At 43.0% G+C, this 17505-nt stretch carries 20 protein-coding genes; 13 read left to right on the top strand and 7 right to left on the bottom strand.

Features of this window, described 5'->3' with window-relative positions:
* The first annotated feature begins 17 nt into the window (after nucleotides 1-17).
* From HY035_02495 to HY035_02485, 3 genes are all read left to right on the top strand, one after another.
* Nucleotides 18-1307 (top strand): nodulation protein NfeD, encoded by a 1290-nt coding sequence (locus HY035_02495; GenBank protein MBI3377260.1) that lies wholly within the window; start codon nucleotides 18-20, stop codon nucleotides 1305-1307.
* Between the two features lie 55 nt (nucleotides 1308-1362).
* Entirely contained in the window at nucleotides 1363-2130 is a 768-nt protein-coding gene (locus tag HY035_02490) for a slipin family protein (protein MBI3377259.1), read from the top strand.
* A 69-nt stretch (nucleotides 2131-2199) separates the two neighbouring features.
* Nucleotides 2200-2877 (top strand): TVP38/TMEM64 family protein, encoded by a 678-nt coding sequence (locus HY035_02485; GenBank protein ID MBI3377258.1) that lies wholly within the window; start codon nucleotides 2200-2202, stop codon nucleotides 2875-2877.
* Between the two features lie 19 nt (nucleotides 2878-2896).
* Here the strand turns inward: HY035_02485 and HY035_02480 are convergent, their stop codons facing one another.
* Together HY035_02480 and HY035_02475 are read right to left on the bottom strand one after the other, a co-directional pair.
* Nucleotides 2897-3781: a tRNA1(Val) (adenine(37)-N6)-methyltransferase gene (locus tag HY035_02480; GenBank protein ID MBI3377257.1), complete on the bottom strand. Its 885-nt coding sequence runs from the start codon at nucleotides 3779-3781 to the stop codon at nucleotides 2897-2899.
* Complete coding sequence (locus HY035_02475) at nucleotides 3781-4455, bottom strand: HAD-IA family hydrolase (protein MBI3377256.1); 675 nt, start codon at nucleotides 4453-4455, stop codon at nucleotides 3781-3783. Before HY035_02475 ends, HY035_02480 begins: the two co-directional genes overlap by 1 nt.
* Before the next feature lie 114 nt (nucleotides 4456-4569).
* On the opposite strand from HY035_02475, the gene HY035_02470 reads away from it, so the two are divergent.
* The 6 genes from HY035_02470 to HY035_02445 all read left to right on the top strand — a co-directional run bounded on the left by HY035_02470 (nucleotide 4570) and on the right by HY035_02445 (nucleotide 9274).
* The gene (locus HY035_02470; protein ID MBI3377255.1) at nucleotides 4570-4755 is read left to right on the top strand and encodes a hypothetical protein; all 186 of its coding nucleotides are present in this window, start codon (nucleotides 4570-4572) and stop codon (nucleotides 4753-4755) included.
* Nucleotides 4756-4915: 160 nt separating this feature from the next.
* Complete coding sequence (locus HY035_02465; protein MBI3377254.1) at nucleotides 4916-5386, top strand: ribosome maturation factor RimP; 471 nt, start codon at nucleotides 4916-4918, stop codon at nucleotides 5384-5386.
* Entirely contained in the window at nucleotides 5383-6504 is a 1122-nt protein-coding gene (gene nusA, locus HY035_02460; GenBank protein MBI3377253.1) for a transcription termination/antitermination protein NusA, read from the top strand. Before HY035_02465 ends, nusA begins: the two co-directional genes overlap by 4 nt.
* Complete coding sequence (gene recG, locus HY035_02455) at nucleotides 6494-8596, top strand: ATP-dependent DNA helicase RecG (protein MBI3377252.1); 2103 nt, start codon at nucleotides 6494-6496, stop codon at nucleotides 8594-8596. The genes nusA and recG overlap by 11 nt, the downstream gene beginning before the upstream one ends.
* Before the next feature lie 37 nt (nucleotides 8597-8633).
* Nucleotides 8634-8882 (top strand): hypothetical protein, encoded by a 249-nt coding sequence (locus HY035_02450; protein MBI3377251.1) that lies wholly within the window; start codon nucleotides 8634-8636, stop codon nucleotides 8880-8882.
* Complete coding sequence (locus HY035_02445) at nucleotides 8879-9274, top strand: PIN domain-containing protein (GenBank protein MBI3377250.1); 396 nt, start codon at nucleotides 8879-8881, stop codon at nucleotides 9272-9274. The genes HY035_02450 and HY035_02445 overlap by 4 nt, the downstream gene beginning before the upstream one ends.
* Before the next feature lie 88 nt (nucleotides 9275-9362).
* Here HY035_02445 and HY035_02440 read toward each other — a convergent pair whose 3' ends face one another.
* The 3 genes from HY035_02440 to HY035_02430 all read right to left on the bottom strand — a co-directional run bounded on the left by HY035_02440 (nucleotide 9363) and on the right by HY035_02430 (nucleotide 10980).
* Nucleotides 9363-9782: a hypothetical protein gene (locus HY035_02440; GenBank protein MBI3377249.1), complete on the bottom strand. Its 420-nt coding sequence runs from the start codon at nucleotides 9780-9782 to the stop codon at nucleotides 9363-9365.
* Between the two features lie 67 nt (nucleotides 9783-9849).
* On the bottom strand, nucleotides 9850-10035 hold the full coding sequence (locus HY035_02435) for a hypothetical protein (protein ID MBI3377248.1): 186 nt from the start codon (nucleotides 10033-10035) through the stop codon (nucleotides 9850-9852).
* Nucleotides 10036-10209: 174 nt separating this feature from the next.
* Nucleotides 10210-10980, bottom strand: a complete 771-nt coding sequence (locus HY035_02430; GenBank protein MBI3377247.1) for a toll/interleukin-1 receptor domain-containing protein — start codon at nucleotides 10978-10980, stop codon at nucleotides 10210-10212.
* A gap of 570 nt (nucleotides 10981-11550) precedes the next feature.
* Between HY035_02430 and HY035_02425 the strand changes: the two genes are divergently transcribed.
* The 4 genes from HY035_02425 to HY035_02410 all read left to right on the top strand — a co-directional run bounded on the left by HY035_02425 (nucleotide 11551) and on the right by HY035_02410 (nucleotide 14294).
* Complete coding sequence (locus tag HY035_02425) at nucleotides 11551-11862, top strand: hypothetical protein (GenBank protein MBI3377246.1); 312 nt, start codon at nucleotides 11551-11553, stop codon at nucleotides 11860-11862.
* 2 nt (nucleotides 11863-11864) lie between these two features.
* Nucleotides 11865-12644: a prepilin peptidase gene (locus HY035_02420; protein MBI3377245.1), complete on the top strand. Its 780-nt coding sequence runs from the start codon at nucleotides 11865-11867 to the stop codon at nucleotides 12642-12644.
* On the top strand, nucleotides 12641-13876 hold the full coding sequence (locus HY035_02415) for a PAS domain-containing protein (protein ID MBI3377244.1): 1236 nt from the start codon (nucleotides 12641-12643) through the stop codon (nucleotides 13874-13876). Before HY035_02420 ends, HY035_02415 begins: the two co-directional genes overlap by 4 nt.
* A 64-nt stretch (nucleotides 13877-13940) precedes the next feature.
* The gene (locus HY035_02410) at nucleotides 13941-14294 is read left to right on the top strand and encodes a hypothetical protein (GenBank protein MBI3377243.1); all 354 of its coding nucleotides are present in this window, start codon (nucleotides 13941-13943) and stop codon (nucleotides 14292-14294) included.
* A gap of 52 nt (nucleotides 14295-14346) precedes the next feature.
* On the opposite strand, the gene HY035_02405 is transcribed toward HY035_02410, so the two are convergent.
* On the bottom strand, nucleotides 14347-16029 hold the full coding sequence (locus HY035_02405; GenBank protein MBI3377242.1) for a glutamine--tRNA ligase/YqeY domain fusion protein: 1683 nt from the start codon (nucleotides 16027-16029) through the stop codon (nucleotides 14347-14349).
* 1 nt (nucleotide 16030) lies between these two features.
* Entirely contained in the window at nucleotides 16031-17431 is a 1401-nt protein-coding gene (gltX, locus tag HY035_02400; GenBank protein MBI3377241.1) for a glutamate--tRNA ligase, read from the bottom strand.
* Nucleotides 17432-17505: the final 74 nt, after the last annotated feature.

The following is a 17505-nucleotide window of genomic DNA, read 5'->3' as shown; positions in this document are numbered from 1 at the left end:
TATGGTATAATTCTAACATGTTAAAGAGAACACTTGCCCTTTTAACTTTACTGTCTCTTTCCCTCTCAGTGCCGCTTTTTTCTCAGGAGCAAAAAAAGGATGTGCTGGTCCTTACAGTCAACGGCGTTATAAATCCTGCATCCGCTGAATATATAGGCAAGAGCATTAAAAGGGCTAATGAGCAGAAACGCGAGGCTGTTGTAATAGAGCTTGATACGCCGGGCGGCCTTGACACATCAATGCGGGATATAGTCAAGAATATAATCGGAAGTGAAGTCCCTGTGATTGTCTATGTCTCGCCGAGCGGGGCAAGGGCAGCGTCAGCAGGTGTTTTTATAACCCTTGCAGCCCATGTTGCAGCCATGTCTCCGGGCACAAACATTGGTTCTGCGCATCCTGTCGGAGTAGGGGAAAAAATGGATAAGGTAATGTCAGAAAAAGTTACAAACGACGCTGCCGCTTATATAAAATCACTCGCAGAAAGAACAGGCAGAAACTCAAAGTGGGCTGAGGATGCCGTGAGGAAAAGCGTGTCTGCTACGGAAGCAGAGGCATTAAAGGAAAAAATTATAGATATTGTGAGCAAAGACCTTATTACACTTCTCTCAGCTATAGACGGAAGAAAGGTGAAAACTGTTATGGGAGAGAAGATTTTAAAGACCGCAAACGCAAATATTGTAAGAGAAGAAATGAACCTGAGGCATAAGATTCTCAATGTTATTACAGACCCGAATGTCGCCTATATGCTTATGCTTCTCGGATTTTACGGATTGTTCTTTGAGCTGACAAATCCCGGCGCTATCTTCCCCGGCGTAATGGGAGGGATATGCCTTATACTTGCATTCTATGCATTCCAGACGTTGCCTGTGAACTATGCCGGCCTTCTCCTGATTATTCTCGCAATAATACTTTTTATACTTGAGATAAAGATAATTTCGCATGGCGTCTTAACCATTGGCGGCGTCATTGCAATGCTGCTCGGCTCGTTAATGTTGTTTGAATCGCCGGGGCCGTTTATGAAGCTGTCGCTGTTTCTGATTCTTCCTGCAGTAATTGTAACGGCTCTGTTTTTTACTGTAGTTGTCGGCCTTGCATACAAGGCCTACAAAAGGAAACCTGTGACAGGTTCTGAGGGGCTTGTCGGGATGGAGGGAATTGCAAATACAGAGATAACGAGGGACAGCGGCGTGGTTTTATTGCACGGAGAAAGATGGTCTGCATATTCTGATGAGACGATATCAAAGAGCGAGAAAATAGTTGTTGAATCAGTATCAGGGTTGAAGGTAAAAATTAGAAAACAAAAGTGAATAGTGACAGGCTGACACTGAAAACTGGAGCTGACACTAAAAAAAGGAGGACAAAATGACAGGGATACCGCCACAGTTTATGGGATTTTTGATTGTAATGTTTTTAGTAATCTATTTCTTCTCAAGCGCAATTAAGATATTGAGGGAATATGAAAGAGGTGTTGTCTTCAGGCTTGGAAGGGTGATTCCTGTAAAAGGCCCGGGGCTTGTAATCATAATACCTGTGATTGACAAGCTTGTCAGGGTGAGTCTCAGGACGGTTACCTTTGATGTCCCGCCGCAGGATGTCATCACAAGGGATAATATCTCGGTCAAGGTGAATGCTGTTGTCTACTTCAGGGTTATGGATCCTATAAAGGCGATAACAGCTGTGGAGGACTTTTATTACGCAACCTCACAGATATCCCAGACGACTCTGAGGAGCATTCTCGGCCAGAGCCAGCTTGATGACCTCTTGGCAAAAAGAGAGGATATAAATGCAGAACTTCAGAAGGTGATAGACCAGCAGACAGAGCCGTGGGGGATAAAGGTTACTACAGTAGAAGTGAAGAATGTGGACCTCCCTGCAGAGATGCAAAGGGCCATAGCAAAACAGGCGGAGGCCGAGCGTGAAAGAAGGGCCAAAATAATCCATGCAGAGGGAGAGTTCCAGGCATCACAGAAACTTGCTGATGCGGCAAAGATTATAGCAACAGAAAGCGGAGCGCTTCAGCTCAGATTTTTACAGACCCTTACAGAGATTGCAACTGAGAAGAACTCAACAATAATATTCCCGGTGCCTATAGACTTGATAAAACCATTTATTGATAAAATGGGGAAATAAGAAAGCTTATAACCTTAAAGGAGATGCGTAATAGTAAAAATTAAAAACAGGATATGGCTCAAGCTGCTAATTCTGGTGGTAGTTATTGCAGGGTCAACGATAATCCTCTATCAGACAGGGCTTGTTTCTTTTTTTCTGAATAAAGAGAGGGTGGCCGATTTTCTCAATTCGTTAGGCCCTCTCTCTTTTATAGGGTTCATAGTCCTTCAGGCAGTTCAGGTTATTGCCGCTCCTATTCCCGGAGAGGTTACAGGCTTCATCGGTGGTTACCTGTATGGCATATCCCTTGGTATACTGTTATCTACAATAGGGTTAACCATCGGCTCATGGGTGGCTTTTACTCTTTCAAGATTTCTCGGAAGGCCTTTTGTTGAAAAATTCCTTAAAAAGAAAACGATAGAGAGATATGATTATCTTCTTCATCATAAGGGCGCCTTCCTTGTCTTTCTGTTATTTCTTATACCGGGCTTTCCAAAAGATTCTCTGTGTTATATCCTCGGGCTGGGGCACCTGACAACAAAGGAATTCCTCATCATCAGTACAGTGGGCAGATTTGCCGGCACTGTCCTGCTGACGCTTGGAGGAAGTTATATTCACAACCAGCAGTATTACAGTTTTTTTATTCTTCTGGGCGCTGCTGTTGTTGCTGTTTTTTTATCAATGGCATATAAAGACAAACTTGAAAGGCTTTTCAGAATATGGCATGTTACCTCAAGAAGGAAAGCAGGGAGGGCAAAAAAAAGATAGAGAGTAAAAATGGCCCTATTTAATAGAGGGCTTTCATCTCATCCGTGTATGTCCCGTCTTCTTTATATATGTACAAGGGATTCTCAATTTTCATCTCTGTCCTTCCGTCCTTTATCGCCTCTACGAGCGCCATCTTTGCCTCTGTCATGTGATTGGAATGAACAAACCTTAATCTTTTCGGCTCCAGATGTTTCTCCCTCAAGGCGTCAATGAGTTCCACAAGCCTTGACGGATGATAAATCATGCAGAATCTGCCTTTGGACCTCAGAAGCGAGCACGAGGCCTGTATTAAATCTGCAAGTTTTAGCTCTATTTCATGTCTTGCAATAGCCTTTTCATCTGAAGGGCTTATAATTCCTGTCTTCTGGCATCTGAACGGAGGGTTTGATACAACGAGATCAAAAGAGTTGGGAGTTAGGAGCGGTGAGTTGAGAGTATTTTCACCTGAAAATACCTCTAACCTGTCATTGCGAGCCGAAGGCGTGGCAATCTTGTCTTTTGAGATTGCTTCGTCGCTACCGCTCCTCGCAATGACATTTTCATTGCTCTTTGTGTCTCTTTGAGACATGATTGTTTCATTTTCAAGTTCTGGATTGCTGGGTTTGAATTTCTTTATGTCTGTCCTGATTACCCTTACTCGCTTTTCAACCTTGTTAAGGACGATGTTCTTTTCTGCAAGTCCGGCGAGGCTGTTCTGAATTTCGATAAGGGCCACCTCTGAATCATGATATTTTTTCGCCAGCAGGATTCCTACAATCCCGGAGCCTGCTCCCAGATCGGCAATCCTGTATGCTCTGTGTATGTTTACAAATGAATAGAGAAGCAGTGCATCTACAGAAAACCTGTAACCTTTCTTATTCTGGTAAAGTTTTATATAGCGTATGGTGTCTAACGTTAGGTTCATTAAGTAAGAATATCCTGCGCGTTATTTTTTTCTATCAATGTCAGAAGCTGGGCCATGTTGTCAATTAAAAAATCTGCGCTGGCGAGTGATTCTCTATCCCTGAATCCGTAAGTTACCGCCACTGTGATTAGCCCTGCGCCTTTACCTGCCTGTATGTCAAAGGCACTATCGCCCACGATAATAGCTCTTTGAGGCTCTATGCCGAGAATTTTAAGAACTTTTTTAACAGGCTCCGGTGACGGTTTTTTTTCAGCAGCGCTGTCGCTTCCGAGCACGACATCAAAAAATTTCATGAGTCCGAGTTGTTCAAGGAGTTTTTTTGACAGAGATTCCCTCTTGTTGGATATCACTGCCTTTTTATACCTCCCGAGAATTTCAAGGGTTTTTATTACTCCCGGATAAGGCCTTGTAAAATCAGTGAGGTGTTCCGAATAGTATTTGATAAACCTGTCGAGCACAGCATCTTTTATGTAAACATTATTGTCTTCAAGAATTTTTTCTATAAGCCTTGTCAGTCCTTCTCCGACCATCTTAATGGTGTCCTCCACAGTAAGAGGCTTAAAGCCGTATGGCGCTATAGCATAATTTAATGCATTAGTTATGTCTTTGCCCGAGTCAACAAGTGTGCCGTCAAGGTCGAAGATGATAAGTGCCGGATTGTTAAAATTTGCCATAAAAACCCCCCTGATTCGTTTAGTATCATTTTTTTAAAAATCTTGACAATATTTATTATATATGTTATCAAATTAAGGTCTGTTTTACATTATATTAAGGAGGAGGTGACCCAAGTGAAGAAAGTAATAGCTTTAATCCTTTCATTATTGCTGATTGTAGCTTTTGCTCTTACAGCAGTAGGCTGCAAGAAGGCAGAGGCTCCAAAACCAGCTGAGGCTCCGAAACCGGCAGAGGCTCCTGCAGCAGCTCCGGCAGCACCGGCAGCGCCAGCAGCTCCGGCAGCACCGGCGGGCAAATAAGTTTTTATCATTTTCAGGGGTGGAAAAAACCACCCCTGAAAATGATTGCTTTTTTGGTGATAAAGTGGTAACTTAAAACAGTATTATTATATATTTTAAACAGCTTTAGCATTATTTTAACAAAAGAGTGGGTTTTCCCACTCTTTTGTTTTATAGGTATATGGATACAAAACAGTCAATTGTTGCTGATGAAGTACTGAAGCTGGCAAGGCAGATTGCCGAAGACCAGAGCGTTGAGGTGCTTGAAGTAAGGTTATCAGGCAGAGGGAAGGGGACATTGATGAGAGTTACGATAGACAGAAGCGGCGGGGTGACTCTTGACGACTGTGAGAGATTCAGCAGAAGACTTGGTTTACTGCTTGAAGCGGAAGACTCTCTGCAGGGACCTTACAATCTTGAGGTTTCATCGCCGGGGCTTGACAGGCCGTTAACTGCGTTGAAGGATTTTGAAAGGAGTAAGGGGAAACTTGTGAGGATAATTACTAAAGACAAGATAGATAACCAGAATTTTTTTCTCGGCAGGATAACCGGTATAACTGCGGACCTTATACAATTAGATATAAACGGGGAAGAGCGTAATATCCCTTTTGATAACATATCAAGGGCCAGACTGGAGATAGAGATAAAATGACAAAAGAACTCTGTCAGGGAATAGACCAGATGAGCAGGGAAAAAGGCATAGAGAAGGGAATTCTTCTTGCTGCGCTTGAAGCTGCGCTGCTTTCTGCTGCAAGAAAGCGGTATGGCGGAAGAACGAATGTCCATCTTACGATAGACCCTAAAACCTGCAATATCACGGCTTATGAGACAAAGATTATTGTGGACAAGGTTTCCGATAAAGACATGGAGATTTCCAAGTCTGACGTGAAAAAACTTTTTTCTGACAAAGCCGGGGCGGAGAGCGTGGACCTGCCGCTTGATGTTCACGATTTCGGCAGGATAGCTGTCCAGACAGCGAAGCAGGTTATCTTTCAGAAAGTCCGCGAGGCTGAGCGTGATGTCATTTATGCCGAGTTCAAAGATAAGGTCGGGCAGGTTGTAAGCGGGTCTGTAATGAGGAAGGAAAAAAATAATTACTATATTAATATCGGCAAAACTGAAGCTATTCTTCCTCAAAGCGAAGCGCTGCCCGGGGAAAATCTGAGGAGAGGAGATACTGTCAGGGCGCAGATAGAAGAAGTGAAGATAAGCACAAAGGAACCTGTTGTACTTGTTTCAAGAACGAACCCGCGTTTTGTTGGGGCATTGTTCAAGATGGAAGTTCCTGAAATAAGCGAGGGGCTTGTGGTGATAAAGGATATAGTGCGTGAGCCGGGTGACAGGACCAAGATTGCTGTTTATTCTACAAATGCGTCCATAGATCCGGTCGGCGCATGTGTTGGGATGAAAGGAACAAGGGTTCAGTCTATCGTGAGGGAGCTTAGAGGGGAGAGGATAGATATAGTCCCATGGACTGATGACCCGAGGATGCTTATTGCCCGTGCGCTGAGCCCCGCAAGCGTTGAAAGGATTGGCATAAATGAAGAAAGCAAGACTGCAATGGTGGTTGTCAATGACCAGCAGCTTTCGCTTGCAATAGGCAAGAAAGGGCAGAATGTAAGGCTTGCCATGAAGCTTACAGGATGGGACATAGACATAATGAGCGACACAGAGTACTCCAAGATTAAGATGGAAGAAGCAGACAAAGTATTAGAAGAGGCAATAGACAAAGAAGCGCTGAAGAAAAACAAACCATCTGTTGATGGGTAAGAACCTTTCAGAATTTCCTGTACAATATATCAAAGGCGTCGGCCCACGGCGCGCAAAGCTCCTTAACACCCTTGGAATCAAGACAGCAGAAGAAGCCCTTTACTACCTTCCATACAGATACGAAGACAGAAAGAATATCAAAAAGATAAGCGCTCTCGGATATGGCCGGCTTGAGACTGTTATCGGCAAGGTTGTCGCTGCCGAGGTCATAAAGCTTCCAAGGCGTAATATGAAGCTGTTTGAGTTAACGGTATCTGACGGAAGTGGCCTTGTCAAAGGCAAGTGGTTTAACCAGCCTTTCCTGAAAAAGAACTTTGAAGAGGGGCAGGAAGTAATCCTGAGCGGCATTGTTAAGAGAAATCCCTACCGGGGAATCGGCTTTGAATTTGATAATCCCGAATATGAGTTTGTCACCGATGACGCTGATGCCTTTATACATACTGCAAGGATTGTCCCGGTTTACAGGACGACCGCAGGCCTGAGCGTAAGACAGTTAAGGGCTATAATGTTCAATCTTATCAATACCTGCATCAAAGAGGTCTCTGACAATATGCCGGAGGAAATACTCATTAGAAATAATTTTCAGGGGCTCACTGAGAGCATATTGAATTCTCACTTCCCTGAAAGCGGTATAGATATAGACAGCCTTAACAGCTGTTCAAGCATCTATCAGAAAAGGCTTTATTTTGAGGAGCTCTTTAAGTTTGAACTCGGACTTTCAATAATTAAAAAGGGCAAAGAGGTTGAGAATGGGATAGCGTTTAGTTCAGACGGCGTCCTTGTCAGAAAATTTCTCGGTGCGCTTAAATTCAAACTCACTTCGGCGCAGCAGAGGGTATTTGAAGAAATACTTTATGACATGAGAAGGCCACACCCGATGAACAGGCTTCTTCAGGGAGATGTAGGCTGCGGCAAGACTGTTATTGCGGTTATGGCAATGCTCACTGCTGCCGAGTGCGGTTATCAGTCAGCTTTAATGGCTCCTACCGAGATACTTGCAGGACAGCATTACATAAACATACACAAGATGATAGAGGATATGGGGCTGAAGGTATGCCTTATGACCGGAAGCAAGAAAAAAGAGAGAGAGGCGCTGCGCTGCGATATTGCATCAGGAGAAATTAATATAATCATAGGAACACATGCGCTTATACAGGAAGGCGTGGAATTTAAAAACCTCGGGCTTGCGATAATAGATGAACAGCACAGATTCGGCGTTATGCAGAGGCAGCTTCTCAGGAAGAAAGCCGTGAATCCCGATGTCCTTGTCATGACAGCTACGCCTATTCCAAGAACCCTGTCAATGACGCTCTACGGAGACCTGGATTATTCTGTTATAGATGAACTTCCTCCGGGCAGAAGCCCTGTTGTAACGCGCTTGTTTAATGCAGGACAGAAAGAATACATTTACAGGGCAATTGCAGAAGAAACAAAAAAAGGCAGGCAGGTATATGTCGTATATCCTGTTATTGATGAGACAGAGAAAACGAATCTCAAATCAGCGATAATTGGCAAAGAGGCGCTTGAGAAAATATTCCCGAGCCTGAAGGTTGAGCTTATTCACGGCAGGCTGAAACCGCAGGAGAGGGAAAATATAATGGCGTCGTTCAAGAAGGGCGGGATTGATGTCCTTGTAAGCACTACGGTTATAGAGGTCGGGGTGGATGTGCCTAACGCCGCGATGATGCTTATAGTCCATGCAGAGAGGTTCGGGCTTTCCCAGCTTCACCAGTTAAGAGGGAGAGTGGGAAGGGGAGGCAGCCAGTCGTATTGTTTTCTTTTAATGTATGAGCCTGTGAGCGAAGATGCGCGGAGAAGGCTTGATATAATGATAAAAACTAATGACGGATTCAGGATTGCGGAGGAAGACCTTGACATAAGAGGGCCGGGAGAATTTTTCGGCACGAGACAGGCAGGGATGCCTGACCTAAAGCTTGCAAATATTATAAGAGATGCAAGACTTCTTGAAACTGCGAGGAAAGAAGCATTTGCATTGATTGATAAGGATGCTGAGCTAAATACATTCCCTGAATTGAAGAAGGGGCTTGAAATGTTCTGGAAGGGGAAGATTGAATTGTTTAAGACAAGCTGATTTATGATAAAATAGCCGTAAGCAAGGGGGTGAAAGTATGGCTGGCATAAAGGAAAGAATAATAAAAGAAGTGGAGAAACTGCCCGAAGACAAGATAGCGGAGGTTTATGATTTCATCCATCTTTTCAGAATCGGCATTGAAAGTCAGAAAAAAGCTGTTAAAGACAAACGTCAGGAAGCCTTAAAATTGTTTGGCATTTGGAAAAACATGTCAAGCAGGGAAAGCGCTGTGCTTGATGAAATCCACTCACGGCGTCAACGCACATTCAGAGAAAGAATCCTGTGATAAGGTATCTCTTAGATACAAACATCATATCTTTTTATCTTAGGGGTGACCTGAGTCCAAAAGAAAAAGTCTTAAATAATATCGGATCAATTGCTATATCTATAATTTCCTGCTATGAAATCGTCAGCGGGCTGCAGAGCATAAATGCAGTCAAAAGAATTGATGAATTTGATAAGTTCTGTGAGCTTATAGATATTATCAATCTTGATAAGGTAAGTATTTTATCTTCCTGTAAGATATATTCATCCCTCAAAAAATCAGGCAATTTGATTGATGATATAGATATTCTCATTGCCGGCATTGCCAAGTCAAATAATCTCGTAATGGTTACTGATAACACGCAGTATTTTGAGCGAGTAGAAGGATTAAAGGTAGAAAACTGGAAAAATTAAAAAGTTATATTTCAAGATAGTTTTGGGCTGTGGGTTATGGAAAAGATAGTAGATAAATCCGGAAAGTGTCCCTCTGCGTTCTCACTTTTTACCGGGTTGGAGATTTAGAGATCTCTTCTATCCGCAATGTTACCAGACCTTTATCAGTTCCTCGTATTTCTTCCACATACACTGAGTATTTATCCATTATTATCTTCTGCCCCGCATGAACTTGGAAATCCTTTTCCTGCGGGGGATTCCCGTCGATAAATAATGCCAATACAGCTATTAAACGCTGCTTTTTTACGCCAGCCTCATCAACATAATCAGTTTTGATTATATTTGTGACACCTACCCTGAGTTCATGGAAAGTGCCGACATTTCCCTGTTTTATTTGGATAAGCTCACCTCCGGATCCGGGCACTTTGTCTACCGGAACACAGCCGCCCAGACCGACAAGAATTAACGCTGACAATAATATGTTTTTCATGTGGTTCTTAATGGGGACGGTTATATTTATTATTTCCATTTTCGTTCTTCTTGGGCAATATATTCATGAATCTCTCTAAGCCACTTTTCCGCCTCTGACGTCCACCTTATTTTTGCCATGAACGAATGCGTTGCCCCATTTCTGCATCACTGCACATCCTGCCATTTCGTGAATCTTCTAATCCCCGCTCAATCATTCGCTCAAATGCCAGCTCTCGCATTATTTCCTCATACGAGGCATCTTCGGGCTGTTCTCTAATAATTTTTGTCATTGCCTCCTTCACAGCAGCCATATCAGTACCTCCTACTATATTTTGTTAATATTTTAGCACAACGGCCACGCTCGCAGGGAGGGGTGCAGTTTCTCGCGATCCCTTAAGCCGCTTAAAGAGAACGGGTGTATTTATTATTCCCATTTTCTTGTTTGCATCTTTTTCATTTAATTAGAATCGTCCCCATTTATACATTTATGTATAGCCGCGTTTCTTATTGTAAACGTCAACTGCAAATTTGCAGAAATCTTTCCACTCGCTGAAATCATACCACCAAATAAATCTATAATTTTCTATTTCTAACTCTTTGAGTTCTTTAGTTAGCTTGGATAGCATTTGGAATAATAGATTTTTATCTGATGAGTCAGCATACTCCCACATTTCATCTAACCTGCCTTTAGCGCCCGATTGATATACGGGATGCCCTTGATCAGCATTATGAAATCCGATACCATCCCCTTTTTCAATCAAACTTTTTAATCCTTGATAGATATATTGCTTTTCGAAGAACTTTTCATAAATATCATCCTGCTTTAAATTTTCGTCTCGTTTAATCATGTCTATCAATCTATTTATTCCTCTTTCCCAGTCCTTATGAAACTCTAAATAATGTATGTCTTGTAAAGTGCTTCCAGCGCCAATGTTATAAGATGGAATATTACAATCACTTAGTTTAACTGGAATAAACCAACCGCTATTAAAATGCTTTTTTCTCAAAATCTCGACCGCCAATATTATCTCTTCATTCATGTGGGTTTCAGTCCTTTCTTCATATTCACGAGAAAAGCATGCGAGGAAATACGCTCCATCATTTATGGCTTCTTTTATCGCCGTTTTCCATAATGTCCCGGGCTTTATTTGTTCGCGATCAATCCAATATTCAATAGCATTTTTTCTCAATTCGTCGCATATCCGGTCGACTGCCTCGGAATTGCTTCTAACATATGAGATAAAGACTTTTTTCATTTAATTAGAACAACCATCCCCTTTTCCGTTCTTCCCCATTTACGCATCCCGTGCCTCGTTGCAGTAAAGCGACTCAGTTTCACCATAGTCGAATTAAAAGGAGAGCAAGCAAAATGTTTGCAATGAGAAGCGATCGCCTAATTATCCATACCTGTTGATTAAGGCTACTGACATGTAAAAACACGCCTGCCAGATCTTCCCTAGTATGCACAATTGACTGGTTCACAAGTTTCTCGTCATAATCGTTTACGTTACTTCGTTCAGCCGCACGAACTTCATGTAGTATATCGTTGACATGCTTTGTGCCGAAATCTCCCGTCAAATATCCAAATAGTCCACCGTATCCCTTCAGCATAGTTTATTGCCCCCTTTTTTGAAGTAGTTTGCCAATATCTACTATACAGACTGCCGTATTTTTATAAATTTGTCTAAACTATAGCATATCCGGAGGATTTTTCAAATTGGGAAAGGTGTTTTCATAAACGGCTGTTATGTTATTATGAGACATTGCTTAAAGCTGAATTGACTCCTGATTTTTGAATGAATTAGCATTAAAGGCAAGGAGGTTTTATGTGGAAGAGGATTAAGAATAATTTTGATTCCGGCATAGAGAGGATAAAATGGTTTTCTTCCATTTTATCCGAACGGATGAAGATTGAATTTTCTGTTATCAAGCTTGTAAGCGATAGGGATAAGAAGGAAAAAGAAAGGGCTGAAAAGCTGAGGCTTATCGGCGAGCGTGTGTTTGAGCTGAAGGAACAACATGAAAAGAACGTGCTGAAAGACAAGATTATAGCAGACTCTATAAGCGAGATAGAGAAGCTTAATTCCGAGATTGAAGATATAAATAAGAAGGTATCCGAGATAAGCAAGGTGGAATAAATATGCACAGCCTGATTATTTACCTCATGGTTTTTATCTTCGGCTCCATCGTCGGTTCTTTCCTGAATGTCTGCATATACAGAATCCCGAGAGGGAAATCAATAATCCTGCCTTCTTCATACTGCCCGTCATGCAACACACCCATAAAGATATGGGATAACATACCGATTATCAGCTATATAATGCTTGCCGGAAGATGCAGGGCATGCAAGGGAAATATATCTCTCAGGTATCCGGTGGTTGAGGCTGTGAATGCCTTTTTCTATACCGCTGTTTTATGGAGATTCGGAATGGGATGGCACACATTATTTTATTTTGCGTTTGTTTCTTCATTGATAGTGATAACATTCATTGATGTTGATTTCCAGATAATACCCGACAGCATAACGATTCCCGGTGCCCTGATAGGATTGATCGCAGGCTCATTTTTGCTTTATGACCCTTTTTTGAGATGGAGCTTAATGGGATTTAAGACTTCAATTATCGGCGCTGTCACAGGGTTTGGCCTTTTCTATTTGATTGCCGTTCTCAGCCGTGGAGGAATGGGCGGAGGCGACATAAAGATGATGGCAATGGTTGGAGCTTTGATGGGATGGAAATCTGTCCTGCTGACGACCTTTCTCGGAAGTCTCTTTGGTTCTGTATGGGGCATATTCCTGATGGTATTTAAGGGCAGCGGAAGAAAGAGCAAGATACCATTCGGCCCGTTCCTTGCGGCAGGCGCAATTATAACACTCTTTGCAGGGCAGGAGATTTTTTTCTGGTATATAGGAATTAGATGAGCGCCGAAGCAGCATACTTGCCTCTTTTTATATTCCTGATTGTAACACTTGTCTTCTTCTATTTATTCAGGGCATTCCTGAAATTCAACAAGGAAAAGAAAAAAAAAGAACAGAAGGATACTTCGCATGTAGGATTTGTCGTTGATACATTTCATGAGCTTGTCTCCAAGCTGAAAGAAAAGGAGAAAGAGCTTGAGGTGTTAAAGAAGCTCGCCGAGCAGAGGGCAGGGGATGTTGAAAGCTACAACAGGAATATCCTTCAGAGCGTACCGAGCGGTGTAATAAGTTTTGACAGGGATTTAAGAATCAAGACCATGAACTCATCAGCGGAAAAGATTCTTGGCATAAAGGCAGAAGATGCAATTGGAAGGAACTGCGAGGAACTTTTTAAAAACCCGATAGCAAAACTCCTTAAAGAAGGAAAGCCCATTGAAAGAGGAGAGGTTCAGTATAAGTTGCCTGACGGCAGGGAGCTGTGGCTCGGGCTTACCTTTTCACCTTTGCGTGACAATGAGGGTAAAGAGATAGGCAACATACTTGTCTTTACCGACCTTACAGAGCTTAAGGCGCTGGAGTCTCAGGCGGAACTAAGGAAAAGGCTGTCAAGCCTCGGAGAGATGTCTGCGGGTATTGCACACGAGCTCAGGAATCCTCTTGGAGTGATTGCAGGATATACAAAACTGCTTTCCAGAAAGGCTGACGCTGCGCTGATACCGACAGTTGAGGCAATCTCAAAGGAGATTGAGGTTATGGATAGGATTATCTCTGATTTTTTGTCATTTGCAAGGCCTGTTGAATTAATTCTCTCAAAAATCAATCTCAATGAAGTCATAAACAGTTGTGTGTCAAGCATCGCAGGTGTTAGCGGCAGTGTTGAAGTTCTTCTGGATATTGACAAGTCTGTTTTCATATCGGGCGATGAGATACTTCTAAGGCAGGCATTCACAAACCTGATTCAGAATGCCGCTGATGCGATGAAGGGCGGAGGGAAGCTTAGTTTCGGGTATGCAAAGACTCGTAGCTATGCAGAGATTACCGTATCTGATACAGGGCATGGAATATCTGAGGGGATTAAAGACAAGATTTTTCTGCCGTTCTATACAACGAAGGAGAAGGGCACAGGGCTTGGGCTGGCGATAGTGCATAAGATAATCGTCTCGCACGGGGGGGCTGTATCTGTAGAAAGAGCTGATAAAGGAACTATATTCAGAATTAAACTTCCGGAAAGTTAAAAACGCAGTCGTGATTATTGCCGAATATGTGTTTGATTCTTATGCAGAAAGTGAGGCTTAAGACATGTTTGAACGCAAACACGAAAAAATAGCTCCGGTTGCAGTCTTCATGAGAAGATTGGCAGGCGCTATCGGAATCTCCATTTTATTGATTTTAGCGGCCCTGTTCGCCGGAGTTGCCGGATATCACTGGATTGCCGGTCTTGACTGGGTTGATGCCCTTCTCAATGCGTCTATGATCTTGGGCGGTATGGGCCCGGTAAATCCTCTTGCCGGTACAGGCGCAAAAGTTTTTGCGTCAGGATATGCGCTTTTTAGCGGACTTCTATTTATTGCAATAATGGGAATCATTTTCTCGCCAATTGTGCACAGGATGCTTCATAAGTTTCATATTGATGACAGGGATTTGCAGAAATGATGTTTAACTGGTCACTCCTGAGGATGCGGATAGCCGCTGCTAACTTTGAGCATTATCCCTTTTTCTGAGCTTTTTCTATTTTTGCCCAAGTGTCGCGCAGGGTGACTGTCCTGTTGAATACGGGTTTCTCTTTTGTTGAATCACGGTCAACGCAGAAATAACCCATTCTCTCAAACTGAAATCTGTCACCGGTTTTCGCATCGGCAAGGCTTGGTTCAACAAAGCATGACTTCAGCAGTTCAAGTGATTTCGGATTGATGTCTGTCTTAAAATCATCGTTTTCTTCGCCGGGGCTCGGTTTTGTGAAGAGATGGTCGTAGAGCCGCACCTCTGCCTCAATTGCATGAGAAGCGGAGACCCAGTGTAATGTTGCCTTCACTTTTCTTTTATCAGGAGAATCTCCTCCGCGGGTTGCAGGGTCATAGGTGCAGTGAAGCTCTGTAACTTCTCCGGTAGTCTTGTCCTTAATAACGTCAACGCAAGTGATGTAATACGCATATCTCAATCTCACTTCACTACGTGGCGCCAGGCGGAAAAACTCTTTGGGAGGATTTTCCCTGAAATCATCTCTCTCAATATAAAGAATACGCGAGAAAGGAACCTTTCTTTTGCCCATGCTCTCATCCTCGGGATTATTTATCGCCTCAAGTTCTTCGGTCTGATTTTCAGGGTAATTTGTTATCACTACCTTCAGCGGCTTGAGAACCGCCATAACCCGCTGAGCGCTTTTGTTCAGGTCTTCGCGGATGCAGTATTCAAGCAGAGCCATGTCAACAAGGCTGTCTCTTTTGGCAATGCCAATGCGCTCGCAGAAATTCCTGATTGATTCCGGAGTATAACCGCGCCTTCTTAATCCTGATATTGTCGGCATTCTCGGATCATCCCATCCATTGACATGCCCTTCCTGAACAAGCCGGATGAGTCTTCTCTTGCTTAAGACTGTGTAACTGAGGTTAAGCCTCGCAAACTCAATCTGCCGTGGATGATATACTCCAAGTTCATCAAGAAACCAGTCATACAAGGGCCTGTGGTCTTCAAATTCAAGGGTGCAGATGGAATGCGTTATTCCTTCTATTGAATCGGAAAAACAATGAGCAAAATCATACATGGGATAGATGCACCATTTATTGCCTGTCCTGTGGTGTTCTGCATGCATTATCCTGTAGATAACAGGGTCGCGCATATTTATATTCCCTGATTTCATGTCAATCTTTGCCCGCAAGGTGCGAGAGCCGTCAGGAAATTCGCCTTTACGCATCTTCTCAAAGAGTTCAAGATTTTCTTCGACAGAGCGGTTGCGATATGGGCTTTCTTTGCCGGGTTCTGTGAGTGTTCCGCGGTATTCCCTAATCTCATCAGCGCTTAAGTCACATACATATGCCTTGCTTTTTTTGATAAGCTCAACAGCGTAATCATAAAGTCTCTGGAAATAATCAGATGCATAATACTCTCTCTTGTCCCAGTCAAATCCCAGCCATTTGACATCTTCTTTTATTGACTCAACGTATTCAACTTCTTCTTTTGTCGGATTTGTGTCGTCAAAGCGCAGGTTGCAAAGACCGTTGAATTCATTTGCGATTCCGAAATTGAGGCAGATTGATTTTGCATGGCCGATGTGAAGGTAGCCGTTTGGCTCAGGAGGGAAGCGAGTGTGAACACGGCTGTCGTATTTCCCTGCCTTCAGGTCTTCCCTGATTATCTCTCTTATAAAATCAGTAGGTTTGTCGGTATTCATATCAATTTCCGCTTTCTATTGTCTTAATCGCTCTCTCAAGTCTCTTAATCGTCTTTTCTTTCCCAAGAACCTCAAGCAACTTGAATATGCCGGGGCTTTCGGTGCCGCCGGTCATGGCAACGCGCACGGGCTGGGCGAGGGCGCCAAGCTTTATTCCATGCTTTTCTACAATAGATTTAAAGACCTTTTCAAGTTCATGAGCTGAAAAATCAGAGATTGATTCGATGCCCTCTTTCAGTTCTTTAAGATACGGCATACTCTTTTCATTCAGGAATTTTGGCTTTGCCTTCTCGTCATATTGAACATCTTCTGCTATGTAATATCTGAGGGAATTTGCAAGCTCAACCAATGTCTTTGCCCGCTCCTGAAGTGTTTTGATTGCCCTTGAAAGCCACTGCCTGTCTATTTGCTGTCCCTTTTGGATTACGCCTGCATTTTCAAGAAAGGGAATCACAAGCTCTCCAAGTTCTTCAGGATTTGATTTGATGATATACTGGCTGTTGAGCCACAGAAGTTTTTCAGGATTAAATACAGCAGATGATTTACCGACATTCTCAAAAGAGAAATATTTTATTAACTCCTCCCTTGTGAACACCTCCTGATCTCCGCAGGACCATCCGAGACGCACAAGATAATTTATCAAAGCATCAGGAAGATAACCCATCTCCTTATAAGCCATCACAGACGTTGCTCCATGCCTTTTTGAGAGTCGTGTCTTGTCAGAGCCGAGAATCATCGGAAGATGCGCAAACAATGGAATCTCATGCCCGAGTGCTTTATATATATGTATCTGCTTTGGCGTATTATTCAGATGGTCGTCACCTCTTATAACGTGCGTTATCTTCATATCAACGTCATCAACAACAACTGTAAAGTTATATGTTGGCGTTCCGTCAGAGCGCATTATAATGAGGTCATCAAGCTGATCATTTTCAAATACAACCTTGCCCTTTATTAAGTCATCAACAACTGTCTGGCCTTCCTGCGGCATCTTAAACCTGACAGCTCCTTTAGGGCATTTATTATCCCTGCATCTTCCGTCGTATTTTGGAGATTTTCCCTGAGCCAGAGCCTCTTTTCTTCTCTGCTCAAGCTCTTCGGGCGAGCAGTAGCAGTAATATGCCTTGCCTTCTTTCAGAAGTTTATCAACATAACTTCTATATACATCAAACCTGTCTGTCTGCCTGAATGGGCCTTCATCCCATTCGAGTTTAAGCCATTGCATTCCTTCGATGATTGCCTCTATGTATTCTTCTGTGGAGCGTGTCCTGTCAGTGTCTTCAATTCTCAGTATGAATTTGCCGTTATTGTGTCTTGCAAAAAGGTAGTTAAAAAGAGCAGTCCTCGCTCCTCCAATATGCAGATGCCCTGTAGGACTCGGCGCAAAACGAACCCGTACCATTTTCTCTCCAAAACCTCCTGTTCTATTTTGTCATTCCGCACTTGATGCGGAATCCAGAAATGCATGGTCTATGC

The sequence above is a fragment of the Nitrospirota bacterium genome (genome assembly GCA_016195565.1).
Taxonomy (GTDB): domain Bacteria; phylum Nitrospirota; class Thermodesulfovibrionia; order Thermodesulfovibrionales; family UBA1546; genus UBA1546.
This window is presented reverse-complemented; position numbering and strand designations above follow the sequence as displayed.

Coding starts and splice junctions, on each gene's coding strand:
- HY035_02495 (MBI3377260.1), top strand. CDS start 18: ATGTTAAAGAGAACACTTGCCCTTTTAACTTTACTGTCTCTTTCCCTC.
- HY035_02490 (MBI3377259.1), top strand. CDS start 1,363: ATGACAGGGATACCGCCACAGTTTATGGGATTTTTGATTGTAATGTTT.
- HY035_02480 (MBI3377257.1), bottom strand. CDS start 3,781: ATGAACCTAACGTTAGACACCATACGCTATATAAAACTTTACCAGAAT.
- HY035_02475 (MBI3377256.1), bottom strand. CDS start 4,455: ATGGCAAATTTTAACAATCCGGCACTTATCATCTTCGACCTTGACGGC.
- HY035_02465 (MBI3377254.1), top strand. CDS start 4,916: ATGGATACAAAACAGTCAATTGTTGCTGATGAAGTACTGAAGCTGGCA.
- nusA (MBI3377253.1), top strand. CDS start 5,383: ATGACAAAAGAACTCTGTCAGGGAATAGACCAGATGAGCAGGGAAAAA.
- HY035_02450 (MBI3377251.1), top strand. CDS start 8,634: ATGGCTGGCATAAAGGAAAGAATAATAAAAGAAGTGGAGAAACTGCCC.
- HY035_02440 (MBI3377249.1), bottom strand. CDS start 9,782: ATGGAAATAATAAATATAACCGTCCCCATTAAGAACCACATGAAAAAC.
- HY035_02435 (MBI3377248.1), bottom strand. CDS start 10,035: ATGGCTGCTGTGAAGGAGGCAATGACAAAAATTATTAGAGAACAGCCC.
- HY035_02430 (MBI3377247.1), bottom strand. CDS start 10,980: ATGAAAAAAGTCTTTATCTCATATGTTAGAAGCAATTCCGAGGCAGTC.
- HY035_02425 (MBI3377246.1), top strand. CDS start 11,551: ATGTGGAAGAGGATTAAGAATAATTTTGATTCCGGCATAGAGAGGATA.
- HY035_02420 (MBI3377245.1), top strand. CDS start 11,865: ATGCACAGCCTGATTATTTACCTCATGGTTTTTATCTTCGGCTCCATC.
- HY035_02415 (MBI3377244.1), top strand. CDS start 12,641: ATGAGCGCCGAAGCAGCATACTTGCCTCTTTTTATATTCCTGATTGTA.
- HY035_02410 (MBI3377243.1), top strand. CDS start 13,941: ATGTTTGAACGCAAACACGAAAAAATAGCTCCGGTTGCAGTCTTCATG.
- HY035_02405 (MBI3377242.1), bottom strand. CDS start 16,029: ATGAATACCGACAAACCTACTGATTTTATAAGAGAGATAATCAGGGAA.
- gltX (MBI3377241.1), bottom strand. CDS start 17,431: ATGGTACGGGTTCGTTTTGCGCCGAGTCCTACAGGGCATCTGCATATT.